General features: G+C 65.3%; 13 protein-coding genes. 2 read left to right on the forward strand and 11 right to left on the reverse strand.

What is annotated here, in order from left to right; translation table 11 throughout:
• Window positions 1-55: 55 nt before the first annotated feature.
• The 5 genes from RYH74_RS22855 to RYH74_RS22875 are packed head-to-tail and all read right to left on the reverse strand — an operon-like array spanning window position 56 to window position 5,387.
• A complete protein-coding gene (locus RYH74_RS22855) occupies window positions 56-1,120 on the reverse strand; it encodes a 2,3-butanediol dehydrogenase (protein ID WP_317410224.1) in 1,065 nt (354 codons plus the stop codon).
• Between the two features lie 52 nt (window positions 1,121-1,172).
• Window positions 1,173-2,279 carry an acetoin dehydrogenase dihydrolipoyllysine-residue acetyltransferase subunit gene (locus RYH74_RS22860; protein WP_085665407.1) on the reverse strand — a complete coding sequence of 369 codons (1,107 nt, stop codon included), beginning with the start codon at window positions 2,277-2,279 and terminating at the stop codon, window positions 1,173-1,175.
• Complete coding sequence (locus RYH74_RS22865; RefSeq protein ID WP_013970705.1) at window positions 2,276-3,298, reverse strand: alpha-ketoacid dehydrogenase subunit beta; 1,023 nt, start codon at window positions 3,296-3,298, stop codon at window positions 2,276-2,278. The genes RYH74_RS22860 and RYH74_RS22865 overlap by 4 nt, the downstream gene beginning before the upstream one ends.
• Before the next feature lie 33 nt (window positions 3,299-3,331).
• A complete protein-coding gene (locus tag RYH74_RS22870) occupies window positions 3,332-4,309 on the reverse strand; it encodes a thiamine pyrophosphate-dependent dehydrogenase E1 component subunit alpha (protein ID WP_085592049.1) in 978 nt (325 codons plus the stop codon).
• 22 nt (window positions 4,310-4,331) lie between these two features.
• Window positions 4,332-5,387 carry an ATP-NAD kinase family protein gene (locus tag RYH74_RS22875; protein WP_137162904.1) on the reverse strand — a complete coding sequence of 352 codons (1,056 nt, stop codon included), beginning with the start codon at window positions 5,385-5,387 and terminating at the stop codon, window positions 4,332-4,334.
• 283 nt (window positions 5,388-5,670) lie between these two features.
• Here RYH74_RS22875 and RYH74_RS22880 point away from each other — a divergent pair, with 283 nt between their 5' ends.
• A complete protein-coding gene (locus RYH74_RS22880) occupies window positions 5,671-7,524 on the forward strand; it encodes a sigma-54-dependent Fis family transcriptional regulator (RefSeq protein ID WP_085617855.1) in 1,854 nt (617 codons plus the stop codon).
• Between the two features lie 172 nt (window positions 7,525-7,696).
• Here the strand turns inward: RYH74_RS22880 and accC are convergent, their stop codons facing one another.
• The 6 genes from accC to RYH74_RS22910 all read right to left on the reverse strand — a co-directional run bounded on the left by accC (window position 7,697) and on the right by RYH74_RS22910 (window position 15,916).
• On the reverse strand, window positions 7,697-9,052 hold the full coding sequence (accC, locus tag RYH74_RS22885) for an acetyl-CoA carboxylase biotin carboxylase subunit (protein ID WP_003257054.1): 1,356 nt from the start codon (window positions 9,050-9,052) through the stop codon (window positions 7,697-7,699).
• A gap of 17 nt (window positions 9,053-9,069) precedes the next feature.
• Window positions 9,070-9,531, reverse strand: a complete 462-nt coding sequence (accB, locus tag RYH74_RS22890; protein ID WP_075044486.1) for an acetyl-CoA carboxylase biotin carboxyl carrier protein — start codon at window positions 9,529-9,531, stop codon at window positions 9,070-9,072.
• Between the two features lie 101 nt (window positions 9,532-9,632).
• Entirely contained in the window at window positions 9,633-10,088 is a 456-nt protein-coding gene (gene aroQ / locus RYH74_RS22895) for a type II 3-dehydroquinate dehydratase (RefSeq protein ID WP_003255330.1), read from the reverse strand.
• A 179-nt stretch (window positions 10,089-10,267) separates the two neighbouring features.
• Window positions 10,268-12,040 carry a protein-disulfide reductase DsbD gene (locus tag RYH74_RS22900; RefSeq protein WP_317410197.1) on the reverse strand — a complete coding sequence of 591 codons (1,773 nt, stop codon included), beginning with the start codon at window positions 12,038-12,040 and terminating at the stop codon, window positions 10,268-10,270.
• A 313-nt stretch (window positions 12,041-12,353) separates the two neighbouring features.
• Entirely contained in the window at window positions 12,354-14,315 is a 1,962-nt protein-coding gene (locus RYH74_RS22905; protein ID WP_317410198.1) for a methyl-accepting chemotaxis protein, read from the reverse strand.
• A gap of 242 nt (window positions 14,316-14,557) precedes the next feature.
• Entirely contained in the window at window positions 14,558-15,916 is a 1,359-nt protein-coding gene (locus tag RYH74_RS22910; RefSeq protein WP_075044488.1) for a diguanylate cyclase, read from the reverse strand.
• A 248-nt stretch (window positions 15,917-16,164) separates the two neighbouring features.
• Here RYH74_RS22910 and RYH74_RS22915 point away from each other — a divergent pair, with 248 nt between their 5' ends.
• Window positions 16,165-17,232: a DUF2333 family protein gene (locus RYH74_RS22915; RefSeq protein ID WP_013970713.1), complete on the forward strand. Its 1,068-nt coding sequence runs from the start codon at window positions 16,165-16,167 to the stop codon at window positions 17,230-17,232.

Here is a 17,232-nt window from a genome sequence, read left to right on the forward strand (position 1 = left end):
CCTGCTTCGCGGGCACGCCCGCTCCCACAGGTTCCGTGTTGCCTTTGAGGTGCAATCAGCGCACGCCCGGCGAAACGATGATCTTCACGTTCTCCTCCTTGTTGTTGACCAACTCCTCGAAGCCCAGCTCGACAATCTGCTCCAGCCCGATCCGCCCGGTCACCAGCGGGCGAATGTCCAGCCTGCCGTCAGCGATGAAGGCAATCACATCGGCAAACTCGCCGTTGTACGCCAACGCTCCCAGCACCTGCTTTTCGGTGGACACCAGTTCGAAGAAGTTGAACTCGCTAGGCTCCTCGAATATCCCCACCAATACGCACTTGCCCGCCTTGCGGATGGTGTCGATGGCCAGCTTGGCCGTGTGCTTGTTGCCGATGCATTCAAAACTCACATCCGCCCCCAGCCCGGCAGTCAGCTTGCGAATTTCCGCCAGGGCGTCGCACTGGCTGGGGTCCAGCACCACGCTGGCGCCAACCTCTTTGGCCTTGGCCTTGCGTGCCGAGGACATTTCCAGGGCGATCACCTGCGCCGCGCCTGCCGCCTTGGCACACATGATGGTGCACAGGCCGATGGTGCCGGCGCCGACCACCACCACCGTCTGGCCAAGCAGGCTACCGGCCTTCTTTACCGCATGCATGCCCACCGCCAGCGGTTCGATCAGCGCCCCGGCCTCTGCCGGGAAACCCTGCGGCAGCCGGTACAGCAGGTTGGCGGGCACGTTGACCAGTTCGGCAAAGGCGCCGTTGTTCATCAGGCCGGTGAAGGCAAGGCGCTCGCAGATGTTGTACAGGCCGTGGGTGCAGTAGTAGCAGGTGCCGCAATGCTGGCAGGCGTCCGCAGCCACCCGGTCACCGACGGCAAAACCTTCCACGCCTTCACCCAGCTTGGCGATCTGGCCGCAGAACTCGTGGCCGAGGATGCACTGGCCCTGGATGCCGGTCAGCGGGTGCGGTGCCTCCACCGGGATGAATACCGGGCCGGCGACGTATTCGTGCAGGTCGGAGCCGCAGATGCCGCACCAGTCCACCTTGATCTGCACCCAGCCGGGCGCAGGGTCGGCCGGCAGGGGCACCTGTTCGACGCGAATATCATTGCGGCCATGCCAGACGGCGGCACGCATGTGGGTGTGGCTCAGGTCATTCATTGTTGTTCTCCAGGCTCACGGAAAGGGCTTAGTGCTTGCGCAGGAACGCGAGCAGTTGCTGGTTGACCTGTTCGGCCGCCTCCATCTGCACCATGTGCCCAGCCTCGGGCAGCACCAGCACTTCAGCCTCCAGCCCTTCGGCATGGCTGGCCGGGATGATCGCGTCCTTGCCGCCCCACACCACCAGGGCCGGGTGCTGCCCCAGCACCCCGCGCAGGTCGTGGCGCTGCCGGTCGCCGTCGGCGATGGCCGATGCCAACAGGCGCAACGCGTCGTCCACCCCTTCCAGGCGCTTGAACTTGAGCATGTCCTCCAGCATCTGCCGGGTGACCAGTGCCGGGTCGGCAAACAGCTGTACCATCTGCGGCTTGAGGGCATTGCGGTTGGCGGCAGCGACGAAGCCTTGCAGGTACTGCCCGTTGATCGCCTCGCCCAGCCCGGCACTGGCCACCAGGCTCAGGCTGGCCACCCGCTGCGGCGCCAGGCGCGCCACGTTCAGGCTGACCGCGCCGCCCATGGAGTGGCCGGCCAGGTGGGCCTTGGCGATGTCCAGGTGGTCGAGCAGGGCCAGCACGGTTTCGCTCAACTCATCCAGGTCGCCCCGTTGCAGGGCCTTGGCCGACTCGCCATGGCCCGGCAGGTCGAGGGCGATCACCCGTCGCTCGGCAGCCAGCGCCGGGTGGTTGAACAGCCAGTTGTTGAGGTCGCCGCCAAAACCGTGCACCAACACCAGTGGCGTGCCGCCTTCGCCCAGCTCGAACCAGCGCAGCAGGCGGCCCCCCACTTGCGCCTTCTGCGGGGCCGGCCCCTGGGCCTGGTCGGCGCCACCCTCGGCGACGAACTCGGCCTGGAAGCGCTGCACCACGGCATCGATTTCAGCTTCTTCGGCTTCGCCTTCCACCACCACCGCCAGCAGGGCACCGACCGGCAGGGTTTCATCAGGCCTGGCCACCTGGCGGCGCAACACTCCGCTGAACGGGGCTTCGACGCTGCTGCTGATCTTGTCGGTCTCGACGTCCAGCACCTCGTCGCCCTTGTTGATTTCGTCACCTTCCTGTTTCAGCCAGGTGTCCACCCGGCCCTCGGTCATCGACAGGCCCCACTTGGGCATGGTCAGGGTATGGATCTGGCTCATGCGGCACTCCTTGCGGCTTCGATCACTTTGCGTACCGCAGCCTCGATCTTCGCCGCGTCAGGGATGTACAGGTCTTCCAGTGCATCGGAGAACGGCACGGGAGTATGCGGGGCGGTGACCATTTCGATCGGGCCCTTGAGCGCGCCGAAGGCCTTCTGTGCCACCAGTGCGCTGATGTCGGTGGCCATGGAGCAACGCGGGTTGGCTTCGTCGATCACCACCAGGCGGCCGGTCTTTTCCACGCTTTCCAGGATGCTGTCCTCGTCCAGCGGGCTTGTGGTGCGCAGGTCCAGCACCTCGCAGTCGATACCCTGGCGGGCCAGGTTGTTGGCTGCTTCCAGCGCCACATGCACCATGCGGCCATAGGTGACCAGGGTCACGTCGTCACCATCGCGCAGGAAGTTGGCTTCGCCAAACGGCACGGTGTAGACCTCTTCCGGCACCTCGCCTTGCATGCTGTAGAGCAGCTTGTGCTCGCAGAAAATCACCGGGTCGTTGTCGCGGATCGCCTGTATCAACAGGCCCTTGGCATCGTACGGCGAGGACGGGCAGACCACCTTCAGGCCGGGAATGTGCGTCCACAGCGAGGTGAGCATCTGCGAGTGCTGGGCCGCCGCACGCAGGCCGGCGCCGTACATGGTGCGCATCACCAGCGGGGTGACCGCCTTGCCGCCGAACATGTAGCGGAACTTGGCGGCCTGGTTGAGGATCTGGTCCAGGCAGCAGCCGGCGAAGTCGACGAACATCAGCTCGCACACCGGGCGCAGGCCCTGGGTGGCAGCACCGACGGCGGCGCCGACGTAGCCGATTTCCGACAGCGGCGCGTCGAGCACGCGCCCCGGGAACTGATGGTAAAGGCCCTTGGTCACGCCCAGCACGCCACCCCAGGCGTCATCCTCGCCGGGGGCACCGGCGCCGCCGGCAACGTCTTCGCCAATGATGAACACCGTGTTGTCGCGGCGCATTTCCTGGGCCAGGGCTTCGTTGATGGCCTGCTGGTAGCTGATCTTTCTTGCCATGGTGATTCTCCTGTTGTTCTTGTAATCCGCGGCTCAGGGGTAGGCGACGTAGACGTCGGTGAGCAGGTCGGCGGGCTGTGGCTTGGGATCGGACTTGGCGCGGCGCACGGCGTCTTCGATCAGGTCCTCGACGCGGGCGTCGATAGCGTCCAGTTGCGCAGCCGTGAGCAGGCCGGCGCGGGTGGTCTTGTTGCGGAACTGCATGAGGCAGTCGCGGGATTCGCGCAGGTTCTTCACTTCGTCCGGGGCGCGGTAGGTTTGTGCATCGCCTTCGAAATGGCCGTAGTAGCGGCTGAGCTTGACCTCGATCAGCGACGGGCCTTGCCCGGAGCGTGCACGTTCGATGGCAGCACCGGCGGCCTCGTACACGGCAAAGAAATCGAAACCGTCGATGGTGACACCGGGCATGCCGAACCCGGCCGCGCGGTCGGCGATATGGTCGCAGGCAACCGACCAGGTCGAGGCGGTGGCTTCGGCGTAGCCGTTGTTCTCGGCCACGAAGATGCACGGCAGGTTCATGATCGAGGCCATGTTCATGGCTTCGAACACGGCGCCTTCGTTGGAAGCGCCATCGCCGAAGAAGGCCACCGACACATCGTCGCTGCCCTTGATTTTGGCCGCCAGCCCGGCCCCGGCCACCAGCGGTGCACCGGCACCGACGATGCCGTTGGCGCCGAGCATGCCTTTTTCCAGGTCGGCGATATGCATCGAACCGCCCTTGCCACCGCACACGCCGGTCTTCTTGCCGTAGATTTCGGCCATCATGCCGTACACATCCACGCCCTTGGCGATGCAGTGGCCATGGCCACGGTGGGTCGAGGCGATGCAGTCGCTGTCGCGCAGGTGGGCCATCACCCCGGCCGCGGAAGCCTCTTCGCCGGCATACAGGTGGACGAAGCCGGGGATCTCGCCGGTGGCGAACTCCACGTGCAGGCGTTCTTCGAAGGCGCGGATGGTGCGCATCACTTCATAGGCATGCAGCAATTGTTCGGTACTGAGTTGATTGGACATCTTGTTGTTCTCCAGGGTTGTCTCAACACGGGTTTGCAGGGTGCAACCGGTGGCCGCGCGGTACGGCCAGCAGGTGATGGCGGGCGGCATGCGCCAGCACGGCCTCGACATCCACGCTCAACGGGCCTTGGTGATCGAGGGTGATGGTTGGGGTGTCGTGCTCGGCGAATTCGATTTCGCGCTCGCCGTCCAATGCCAGGGTGCCGCTGGCCAGGCTCAGGCGATGGGCTACGCCGGGCGTCAGCGGGCCGCTGGCGGTGATGCCGCAGCCTTGCAGGAGGCCGGGTGCCAGCGGCGCGAGCAGCGCCTGCTCGGCGCCGGGGTTCAGGCGTACCCAGGCGCCGTGCGGGTCCTGGCGCGAGACTGGGCACCACAGGCCGCACAGGGCCGAGAGGCCAATGGCATGGGGTTCAGCGAAACAGGCGAAGACTTCACAAAGGTCCTCGCTGCGGCTCAGGGCCCGAGCGCCGATGAAACGCTGGGGCGACACCGCCACCTCCACCAGGGCCCATTCGGCAAGCTGTTGTTCGGGCACCTTAACCAGCAGGCGCTTGTTGCGGCGCAGGCCGATGCTGGCCGGTACCCGGCCGCTGGCAAGCAGGCCACCGGCCAGGCCGGCGCTGGTGGCCTCGCGCAGTTCGGGGAAGGCATTGTTGGTGCCGGTGGACAAGGTCAGCAGCGGTACGTCACCGGCCTCGGCAGCGACTGCCTTGTGGGTGCCGTCGCCGCCAAGCACGGCGATCATCGCCACACCGCGTTCGACCATGCGGCGGGTGGCCAGGCGGGTATCGGCAACGGTCTGGGTCAGCGGCAGGTCGAGTATTTCGATGGCCGGCCAGTGCTGGTCACGGGCGACCGGGCCCTGGCTGGCCTTGAGCACGGCGGCGGCAATGCCGGTCATGTCACTGGGCAGCAGCACCTGGCCGATGCCGGTGGCACCGAAGGCGGCCAGCAGGCGCTGGATCGCCGAAGCCTTGTCGGTGCTCGAATAGAGCCCGGCGTTGGCGGTCAGGCGGCGCAGGTCGCGGCCAGAGGCAGGGTTGGCAATGATCCCGACGGTCGGGGCGGGTAGCGGCATGGCGCACCTCGTATTCTTGTTTGCCAGGGCTGGAGCAAGCGCGGTGCCAGCTTCTTCTGAGTTGGCTGAAGTGCCTGAAGTAGAGCGGCTTCATTGCGCTTCTGCAGGTGCTGATGGTTCTGCTGGCGAGACGCCCGGTGCCAGTGCGGGCCCGACGTTGCCGAGACGCTGAGACGCTGCGTCTCAAGCCGGCCGGTAATCACGCAGTGCTTGTCGGGGCATGCCCGGAAGCGCTTAATGGCCGGACAACGATAAAAACAGCAACGAGAACCGGAGGGCCTGAATGCTTGCCGCGAACTCCCGAGCCCATGTCGACTGCGTCAGCAGGGTGCTGAAGAATGCCGACCGCCTGCCGCAGGCGCCGGTGCCACCGCTGATCCTCGATTCATGGCGCCGTTCCATGGAGCTGTACCGCCTCGACCCCGGGTCCCAGCAGGGGCCGCGCATCCTGTCCCAAAGCCTGCTCAACGAATGCCGCGAGCGCGCCGAACTGTTCCTGCGTATCGCCAGCGATGCCGTGGCCCGCTTGCATGAACGGGTGCGCGGTGCCGACTACTGCGTGCTGCTTACCGATGCCTTGGGGCGCACCATCGATTACCGAGTCGAGTCGGCCATCCGCAACGACTGCCGCAAGGCCGGGCTGTACCTGGGCACCTGCTGGTCGGAGGGCGAGGAGGGCACCTGCGGCGTGGCGGCGGTGTTGACCAGCAAGGCGCCGGTCACGGTGCACAAGCGCGACCACTTCCGCGCTGCGTTCATTGGCCTGACCTGTACGGCGGCACCGGTGTTCGACCCGTTGGGCGAGTTGCTGGGCGTGGTGGATGTCTCGGCCTTGCAGTCGCCGGACGACCGCCGCAGCCAGCACCTGATCCGCCAACTGGTCGAGCAGACTGCCCGCGAGATCGAAAATGCCTTCTTCATGCACAGTGCCCAGGGCCATTGGGTGATGCGTGCCCATGGCACGCCGGGCTATGTGGAAAGCCAGCCCGATTACCTGCTGGCCTGGGATGGCGATGGTCGCCTGCAGGCGATCAACAGCCTGGCGCGCCAGCGGCTGGTGGAGCACCTGGGACGTTTGCCCGAGCACATTGGCGAGCTGTTCGACATGGACCAGCTGCGCCGCGTGAACGCATCGTCCGCTCAACGCCTGCCGGGCCTGGGTGGGCTGTACGGCCGGGTCAGCGCACCCCGCCAGCGCCAGCGTGCGCAGCCGTTGCGCCAGGCCCAGGACGCCCGCATCGAGCAGCATCTGCGCCTGGCCACGCGGGTCAAGGACTGCAACCTGGCGGTGCTTGTGCAAGGCGAGACGGGGGCCGGCAAAGAGGTATTCGCCCGCCAGCTGCATCAGCAAAGCCTGCGTCGCGATGGCCCGTTCGTCACCCTGAACTGCGCGGCGATTCCGGAAAGCCTGATCGAGAGCGAGCTGTTCGGCTATGTGGCCGGGGCCTTCACCGGGGCTTCCAGCAAAGGCATGCAGGGGCTGTTGCAGCAGGCCGATGGCGGCACGCTGTTCCTCGACGAAATAGGCGACATGCCGCTGAACCTGCAAACCCGGTTGCTGCGCGTGCTGGCCGAGGGTGAAGTGGCGCCGCTGGGCGCGGCGCGGCGGGAGCGGGTGGATATCCAGGTGATTTGCGCGACCCACCGTGATTTGGCAGCGATGGTGGAGGATGGGCGTTTTCGTGAGGACCTGTACTTCCGCCTGGCCAATGCCCGCTTCGCGTTGCCGCCGCTGCGCGAGCGTGAGGACCGCTTGGGGTTGATTCACCAGTTGCTGGCCGAGGAGGCCGAGGCCTGCGGGGTCGAGGTGGTGTTGGCGGATGATGCGCTGCAGGCGCTGCTGGTTTACCGCTGGCCGGGGAACTTGCGCCAGCTGCGGCAGGTGTTGCGCTATGCCTGTGCGGTGAGTGAGGGGGGGCGGGTGCAGGTGCACGACCTGCCGCAGGAGGTACGCGGCGAGGTGGTCGCTTCGGCAGAAAGCAGCATGTCTTGTCCGGCCCGGCAGTTGCTGCTGGATGCGCTGATCCGCCATCGCTGGAAGCCGGCCGATGCGGCGCGGGCTCTGGGGATATCGCGGGCGACCTTGTACCGGCGGGTGCATGAGCACCACATCGAGATGCCGCGGATGAAGGGATAGGGCCCGGGGCTGCTTTGCAGCCCAATCGCCGGCAAGCCAGCTCCCACCTCGACCGCATAGACCTCAAGCCGTGTGCAATCCCTGTGGGAGCTGGCTTGCCGGCGATGAGGCCCTGACAGGCAATAAAAAACCCCGGCACAAGTCCGGGGTTTCGGTACATCACACTACGCGATCACTCCTGGCTAGCCAGTTTGTGCTCGAGGTAGTGAATGTTGACGCCGCCTTTGCAGAAACCTTCATCACGCACCAGGTCGCGGTGCAGCGGGATGTTGGTCTTGATGCCGTCGACGACGATCTCGTCCAGGGCATTGCGCATGCGCGCCATGGCTTCGTCGCGGTCCTTGCCGTAGGTGATCAGCTTGCCGATCAGCGAGTCGTAGTTCGGCGGAACCGAGTAACCGCTGTACAGGTGCGAATCCACACGCACGCCGTTGCCGCCCGGGGCGTGGAAGTGCTTCACCTTGCCTGGGCTCGGGATGAACTTCTTCGGATCTTCGGCGTTGATACGGCATTCCAGCGCATGGCCACGGATGACCACGTCCTCCTGGCGGAACGACAGCTTGTTGCCAGCGGCGATGCTCAGCATCTCCTTGACGATGTCGATACCGGTCACCATCTCCGACACCGGGTGCTCAACCTGCACGCGGGTGTTCATCTCGATGAAGTAGAAGCGGCCGTTCTCGTACAGGAACTCGAAAGTACCCGCACCACGGTAGCCGATCTCGATGCACGCATCGACGCAGCGCTTGAACACTTCCTGACGGGCTTTCTCGTCGATGCCCGGGGCTGGCGCTTCTTCCAGTACCTTCTGGTGACGGCGCTGCAGCGAGCAGTCACGGTCGCCCAGGTGGATGGCGTTGCCCTGGCCGTCGGACAGTACCTGTACTTCCACGTGACGTGGGTTGGTCAGGAACTTCTCCAGGTAGACCATCGGGTTGCCGAAGGCTGCACCGGCTTCGGTACGGGTGAGCTTGGCCGAGGAAATCAGGTCCTCTTCCTTGTGCACCACGCGCATGCCGCGACCACCACCGCCACCGGCGGCCTTGATGATCACCGGGTAGCCGACGTCACGAGCAATCGCCAGGGCGACTTCTTCATCTTCCGGCAGCGGGCCATCGGAGCCCGGCACGGTCGGTACGCCCGACTTGATCATCGCGTCCTTGGCCGAAACCTTGTCGCCCATCAGGCGAATGGTGTCGGCTTTCGGGCCGATGAAGGCGAAACCGGATTTTTCCACCTGCTCGGCGAAGTCGGCGTTTTCCGCCAGGAAGCCGTAGCCCGGGTGGATCGCGGTGGCGCCGGTCACTTCGGCGGCAGCGATGATCGCCGGGATATGCAGGTAGGAATCCTTGGACGATGCAGGGCCGATGCAGACCGACTCGTCTGCCAGGCCCAGGTGCATCAGTTCACGGTCGGCAGTGGAGTGCACGGCGACGGTCTTGATGCCCAGCTCTTTGCAGGCACGCAGGATCCGCAGGGCAATTTCCCCGCGGTTGGCGATCAGGACTTTTTCGAGCTTCCCAGACATCGTTGGCTCTCCGCGATTCAAACGACGGTGAACAGCGGCTGGTCGAACTCAACCGGCTGGCCGTCTTCTACCAGGATGGCGTCGATGACACCGCCAACATCGGCTTCGATGTGGTTCATCATCTTCATGGCTTCGACGATGCACAGGGTGTCGCCTTTCTTCACGCTCTGGCCAACTTCAGCGAAGTTCGGCGAGGTCGGCGAAGGCTTGCGGTAGAAGGTACCTACCATCGGCGAGCGGATCACGGTGCCTTTCAGGGCCGGGGCAGCGGCAGCGGCTTCAGCGGCCGGAGCGGCAGCGGCGACCGGGGCAGCAACAGGGGCAGCGGCTACCGGAGCCGGTGCGAAGTACTGCTGGGCAGCTGGGGTCTTGCTGTGACGGCTGATACGGACCGACTCTTCGCCTTCCTTGATCTCCAGTTCGTCGATGCCAGACTCTTCCAGCAGCTCGATCAGTTTCTTGACTTTACGGATATCCATTAATCATCAACTCCCAAAGGTTCGGTCAGGGGGCGAAATACAAAAAAAACGTATCTGAAACGTTTCTCTCGAACCCTGGCCCACTGAGGCCAGGGTTTTCATCATTTGGGCTGTGCGTTGGCAGCCAGTTGTTCCAGCGCGGACTCCAGGGCCAGGCGATAACCGCTGGCGCCCAGGCCGCAGATCACCCCTACGGCAACATCGGAAAAGTAGGAGTGGTGGCGGAACGGTTCGCGTTTGTGCACGTTGGACAAGTGCACTTCGATGAATGGGATGCTCACCGCAAGCAATGCGTCACGTAATGCGACGCTTGTGTGGGTGAAAGCAGCCGGATTGATCAGGATGAAGTCCACACCCTCGTTGCGTGCGGCGTGAATGCGGTCGATCAGTTCGTATTCGGCGTTGCTCTGCAGGTACTGCAGATGGTGGCCTGCGGCGCGGGCACGTTGCTCCAGGTCCTGGTTGATCTGGGCCAGGGTCACGGCGCCGTAGTGGCCAGGCTCGCGGGTACCGAGCAGGTTGAGGTTGGGGCCGTGGAGCACCAGTAGCGTTGCCATCTGCGGATTCCTTGGATTTGTAGGGCAATTCGACACAGCGCGGCGAGTGTGCCGTAAAGCGACGGCAAGTGTCCAGTTCCCGGCAATAGCCAGCACGATGTCCGAGGTTCGCGCGAAGTATGTGACCAAATAATTAAATTCGGTCACTGATTTCAGGATTTTTCACAGCTCGCGGGAAGTTATAGACCGACTTTGCCGCGCACGCGTGTCAGAATTTGCGCGAATTCACCGGCATTTATCTCGCCAATGACCCGATCAGCGGTTATTTCGCTACCTTTCGCGGCAAAGAACAACAGGGCGGGAGGGCCGAACAGCTGGTAGCGGTCGAGCAGGCTGCGTTGTTCGGCATTGCTTTCGGTGATGTCGAAACGCAGCAGCTTGAAGCCAGCCAGTTGCGCTTGCACCTGTGGGGCGGTGAGCACCTCGCGCTCGATCACCTTGCAGCTGATGCACCAGTCGGCGTACCAGTCCAGCAGTACCGGCTGGCCGGCCGCCTTGGCCTGGGCCAGGGCTGCGTCCAGTGCGGCGGGGGTAGTGATGGTCTGCCAGCTATCCGCCTGCACCGCCGCCCCGTTGCCGGTGGCCACAAGGGTTGCCGGCGGCAGCGGGCGCAGTGGGTCGCCGTGGCCGCTGAGGGCGCCGTACCAGCAGGCCAGGGCGTACACCAGCAGGGCCAGGCCGAGCAATTGGGCCAGGCGCTGGCGCGCGGTCTTGACGACAAATTCGAGGGCACCGAGGAACAGCGCCACGCCAGCGGCGAGGAAACCGACCAGCAGCAAGGTCAGCGGGCCTGGCAGCACACGGCTGAGCAAACCGATGGCCAAGCCCAGCAGCAGGACGCCGATGGCGTTCTTCACCGAGTTCAGCCAAGGGCCGCTTTTCGGCAGCCAGGCCGCGCCACCGGTAGCCACCAGCAGCAATGGTGCGCCCATGCCCAGGCCCAGGGCGAACAGCTTGAGTGCGCCGCCCAGGGCATCGCCGCTGGCGCTGATGTACAGCAACGCACCGGCCAGCGGCGCCGACACACAGGGCGAAACCAGCAGGCTGGAGAGTACGCCCAGTATTGCCGCGCCCAGCAGCGAGCCGCCCCGGGTGTGGCTGGCGACATTGTTCAGGCGGTTGCTCAGGGCTTGCGGCAGTTTCAGTTCGAACAGGCCGAACATGGCCAGGGCGAACACCACGAAGAACAGCGCGAAGGGCACCAGCACCCAGGCCGACTGCAGGCGCGCCTGCAGGTTCAGGCCGGCGCCGAACAACCCCATCAGGGCGCCGAGCACCGCGAAGCTGGCTGCCATCGGCAGCACGTAGGCCAGCGACAGCGCCAGCCCGCGCAGGCCGCCGGCCTGGCCACGCAGCACCACGCCGGAGAGGATCGGCAGCATCGGCAGCACGCAGGGGGTGAACGTCAGGCCCACCCCGGCGAGGAAGAACAGCAGCAGCGACTTCCAGGTCCAGGCGTGTTCAGCGCTGGCCGGGGTGCTTGCGCCGCCTTCGCCATCGATACTCAGGCGTGCGGTTTCCGGGGGGTAGCACAGGCCTTTGTCAGCGCAGCCCTGGTAGCCCACCAGCAGGGTGAAGGCACGCGGGTCGTTGCGCGGCAGCTCGATATCGAGCACGCCGTGGTATACCTCGACATCACCGAAGAACTCATCGTGCTTGGCCTCGCCCTTGGGGATGTTTGGTGTGCCCAGGGCAATGTCGGCCGGTTCGGTGCGGAACTGGAAGCGGTGGCGATAGAGGTAGTAGCCGTCGGTAGCGACGAAGCGCAGCTTGATGGTTTGCGCATCGGCCTGGACCAGGCTGAGCTTGAAGGCCTCGTGTACCGGCAGGAAGTCGGCGTTGTTGGCCAGCGAAGCTGCGCCGAGGGTGGCGCTGGGGCGGTTGTCGAGCAGGCCCGTGGCGAAGGCAGGGCTGGCCAGCAGCAGGAACAGCAGGAAAAACAGGCGGCGCATGGCGGACTCGCGAGGTGGAACGTGCTGGGCATGATAGCGGAGTTGGTGCAGGTTGGGGCCATGCGGGTGGCGGGGGCGACACATGGCCGCTGGCTCATGTGCTGCCTGTGCCGGCCTCTTCGCGTGTAAACCCGCTCCCACAGGACCTGCTCCAACCTCGAGGCATATGCTGTACCTGTGGGAGCGGCCTTGTGTCGCGAAAGGGCCGCAACGCGGTCCCGGCAATATCAGCTGGGAGGCACAGATACTGGGGGCGCTTCGCACCCCTTTCGCGACACAAGGCCGCTCCCACAAAGGTACAGCGTATGCCTTCTCAGACTCTGAAGGCCCGCACCGCCCGGTTCAGTTCACCGCCCAGGCTCAGCAACTGCTCGCCTTGCTCGCGCCCCTCGCCAATGCGCTGCAGGTTGTCCTCACCCAGCTCATGGATCCGCTCGCTGTGGTCGCGAATTTCGCTCACGGCACCACTCTGCTGCGCCGTGACATCGGCAATCCGCACCGCAGTGTCCGAAATGGTGCGAATGGCACAGACAATCTCGTCCAGCGCCCCATCCGCCGCCTGCGCCTGGTTGGCCGTGGCCTCGGCATGCTCAAGCTGCGCACGCATCCCGGCCACCGAACTTCTGGCTGCCTGCTGCAAGCGGTCGATCAGTGCCTGAATCTCGCCGGTCGCACCGGTGGTGCGCTGTGCCAGCGAACGCACCTCATCGGCTACCACGGCGAAACCACGGCCCATCTCACCGGCGCGGGCCGCTTCGATCGCGGCATTTAGCGCCAGCAGGTTGGTCTGCTCGGCAATCGAGCGGATCACCGTCAGCACGCCACCGATGGTGGCCGACTCCTCCGCCAGTTGCTCGATCATGCGGGCGTTGCCCTGCACCTCGTCGACCAGCTCACGCAAGCCTGACAGGCTCTGGCCGATCACCGCCTGGCCCTGCTCCACTGCACGCCCGGCATCGCGGCTGGCGTCGGCTGCGGCACTGGCGTCGCCGGCCACTTGCTGGATGGTTGCTTCCAGCTCACCCAAGGCATCGCGGATCTGCCCGGTGTCGCCGGCCTGGCGTTCGGCGCCGTCATGCAGGGCGGCGCTCATGCCGGCCAGGGCGTGGCTGCTGCCAGCCACCTGCTCGGCGTTGTGGCGGATGGTGCCGACCAGCTCCACCAGGTACTGGCGCAGGCGGTTGAGCGATTCCTGGATGTCGCGCAGTTCGCGGTTGGTCCTGCCCAGGGCGATGGCCTCGGCGAAGTCACCCTCGGCCCAGCGCGACAGGGCAGGGGCCAGGCCGGTCAAAGTGCGCGCCAGGCGGCGTTGCAAGGTGTCGATCAGCAGGGCGATAAGCAGGATCAGGCCGATCATCAGGCCCTGGATGATGCGCACTTCGCCGGCAATTTTCCCATGCTGACCGCGTACCTCGGGCTCCAGTGCCGCAATGGCCTGTTGCACGGCCTCCAGGCGTTGGCCGGTGCTGGCCGCCAGGGCGACGCGGCGCTCGATCTGTTCGCGGGTGCGCTGCAGTTCCGCCGGGTAGCGGCCGAGCAGGCTCTGCAGTTCGCGCTTGAGGCCGACGGCAATGTCTTCCTGCTGGGCGCTGGCCTGGGTTTCCAGGCCCATCATCGCGGCGAAGTCGTCGGCACCGGATTCGGCGCTACGGGTTACGCCCAGCAAGGGCAAGGCGTCGATCGCCTGGGCCTGGGCACGGATCAGTTGCAGTTCGCGCTCCACTTCGTCGGCCAGCTCCGGGCGGCCGCTGCTGACCAACTTGTCCCGGGCCAGCGACAGGCGACCGAGGTGCACGGTGGCGTCGAGCAGTGGCACCAGGTAGCGGTTGGCGTCGGCGCTGCCGCTGTCGCGGGCGTAGCCGGCCAGTTGTTCGAAGTTGGCGCCCAGTTCCCGCTCGGCCTGCAGCAGCAGGGCTTGCGGGTCACCAGCCAGCTTGCCGGCGGCCAGCAGCTCCTCGGCGGTAAAGGCTTGCAGGCTGTCCAGGCTGGGGCGCAGTTTGTCGGCCAGTTCGCTGGGCCACTCGGCCAGCGCGGCCTGCAGCTGCTGGTTGGCCTCCATCGCCGCGGCGTGGCGCAGGGCATCGCCACTGCCCAGGTACGCCTGGATGTTGCGGGCCGCCTGGTTCTGGAACTGCTGGGACAGGCCCAGGTAGCGCTCCATCAACTGGTAGGGGCGCTCAAGGGCCCGCTGCGACCACCAAAGGGTGGCGCCCAGGGCGATACACACGGTTACCAGCAACAGGGTGTTGAAATTGGTCAGCCACTTCAGGCGCATAGCCGCGAGCTTCCTGCGGGGAGGGGAGAGGTCGGTGGCTGAAGTTATTGCGATTTTGTGACGGGGTGATGACGACAGGGGGTTGGCGCCATAAAAAAGTGGCACAGTGCCTCCATTTCAATCTGTGCCGGCCTCTTCGCGGCTAAAGCCGCTCCCACAGGTACTCCACTGGACTGAGGGATTGCGCAGTCCCTGTGGGAGCGGCTTTAGCCGCGAAGAGGCCGGCACAGGCAAAGCCTGATTCAGGGCTCTACACGCACCACGCAATTACGCCCGGCATGCTTGGCCCGATACAGCGCCTCGTCCGCCGCACTGGCCATGGTCAGCGCATCCAGCCCCTCATCCATTTGCACCACCCCGGCACTGAAGGTGCACTGCAAGTCCCGTGGCTGCGCCGGGTAGAGAATCTCGGCAAAGCGCCGGCGGATTTCGTCCAGCACCTTGTGCGCCGCGTCCAGCGCGGTATTGGGCATGACAATGGCGAACTCTTCACCACCGTAACGGCCAATGAAATCGGTCTTGCGCAAGCGCTGCTTGAGAAACAGCGCCAGGCTCTTGATCACCCGGTCGCCCATGGGGTGGCCGTGGCGGTCGTTGATCTTCTTGAAGTGGTCGATGTCGAGCATGGCAAAGCTCAACGGCTGCTGCTCGCGACGGGCGCGGAAGCTGCAGTCTTCCAGCAGTTGCAGGATGTGGGTGTGGTTGTACAACCCGGTCAGGCTGTCGCGCACCATGCGCGCCTTCAGGTGCCGAGCGCGGGCGGCGCGGTTGCGCACGGTGGTGATCAGGTGGCGTGAGCGAAATGGTTTGGTCAGGAAGTCATCACCGCCTTCGCTCATGGCATCCAACTGCTTGTCCAGGTCGTCCTCGGCAGACAGGTAGATGATCGGCACGCTCACATAACGGTCGCTGTGGCGGATCACCTTGGCCAACTCAGGGCCGGTGCAGGCCGGCATGTACAGGTCGAGGATGATCAGGTCGGGCTGGAAGTCGGCCAGCTCGGCCATGGTGCGGATCGGGTCGGTCAGGCTGCGGGTGATCATGCCGGCACTGGCCAGCACGCGCTCGGTGTACAACGCCTGGGTGCGCGAGTCGTCGATGATCAGCACGCGCAACGGGTCATGCTGGGTGGCATTGGTCAGCAGTTCGACCTTTTCCAGCAGGCTGGAGGCTTCCAGGGTGCCGGTGAGGAAGTCCTGGCCACCGGCGCGCACGGCGGCCAGGCGGGTCGGGGTGTCGGTTTCGTGGTGGCTGAAGAACAGCAGCGGTATATGCCGGGCCAACCCCTGCTGCACCTGGGCAGCCAGCAGCAAGCCTTGGCCGGCACCGTTGAAGTCGACATCCATGATGATGGCCGAGGGCGGGTATTCGCCGATCGAGGCCTGAAACGCCGCGGCGCTGGCCAGCGCCTGCACCACCAGGCCAAAGAATTCCAGTTGCTGGGCCAGGCGCTGGGCACGTTCGTGGTCCTGCAGCAGGATATACACCGGCTTGCGCAGGGGCGGCAGCAGCACCTGGTCGAGCGGGTCGTCCTTGCGCAGGCCGCTACGCGTCAGCTGTTGGGCGGGGCACAACGGGCTCGGCTCGGCTGCTTGGCTCATGTCCTGGCTACTTGTAGGTTGGGGTGTGCAGGGGCAATGATGGCTCTATGCTAGCAGTTCTTTTCAGGTGCGTGAGTGCGCTGCATCAACAAAGCGGTCAGAACGAATATTCAGTTGCTGACCGATTGGTCGCTTATGCGTAAGGCGGTGTCTGCTTTATAGTGCTGCCACGCGGGCTTGCCGTGGCACCCTGGCGCAGGCCTGTGGTCCAAGCCCCTGAACCGTCGTGACTGATTAAGGACAAAGCCATGCTGGACTGGAAAAACCGCGAGGCCAAAGCCGAGCCCCGCGAGCGTGTCGACGGCCGTGGCGCCGCCGCCCGTAGCTACCTTGGCGGCCTCTGGAGCCGTGCCCTGGGGACCCTGATCGGGTTGTACCTGCTGGTGTGTATCGGCCTGGGCTGGTACTGGAGCCAGGAGCCGGAGCTGTTCCCGGTGCAGCAGAACGCCCAGGCCGCAGCCGAGCGTACCGGCCAGCAGATGGTGGTGGGCTACACCACTATCGAAACCCTCAAGACCGTGGCCGGCACCTTGCTGAACAAGCCCGGTGGCTACATTTCCAACGACCGCTTCCCGCCAGGGCTGTGGATGGACAACATGCCGAGCTGGGAATATGGCGTGCTGGTCCAGGTGCGCGACCTGTCCCGTGCCCTGCGCAAGGACTTCGCCCGTTCGCAGTCGCAGTCGACCGAAGACGCCGACCTGGCCAAGGCCGAGCCGCGTTTCAACTTCGACAACAAGAGCTGGATCCTGCCATCGAGCGAGTCGGAGTTCGAAGAGGGCATCAAGTCGCTGACCCGCTACCAGACCCGTCTGGCTGCCGGCGACAAGGGCGCGATCTTCTACACCCGTGCCGACAACCTGAACAACTGGCTGGGTGACGTGGCCACCCGCCTGGGCTCGCTGTCGCAGCGCCTGTCGGCCAGCGTTGGCCGGGTCAAGCTCAACACCACGCTGAAGACCGAGTCGCTGGTCGCCGGCCAGGCACCGCAGGTGGACGAGGAGCTGGTGGAAACCCCATGGCTGCAGATCGACAACGTGTTCTACGAAGCCCGAGGCCAGGCCTGGGCGCTGTCGCACCTGCTGCGCGCCATCGAGGTGGACTTTGCCGACGTGCTGGCGAAGAAGAACGCCACGGTCAGCGTGCGCCAGATCATCCGTGAGCTGGAAGCTTCGCAGGAAGCCCTGTGGAGCCCGATGGTGCTCAACGGCAGCGGCTTCGGCATGTGGGCCAACCACTCGCTGGTCATGGCCAACTACATTTCCCGGGCCAACGCGGCGGTCATCGACCTGCGTCAGCTGCTGTCGCAGGGTTGA

The organism is Pseudomonas sp. LSJ-87 (genome assembly GCF_032971465.1).
Lineage (GTDB): Bacteria > Pseudomonadota > Gammaproteobacteria > Pseudomonadales > Pseudomonadaceae > Aquipseudomonas > Aquipseudomonas putida_Z.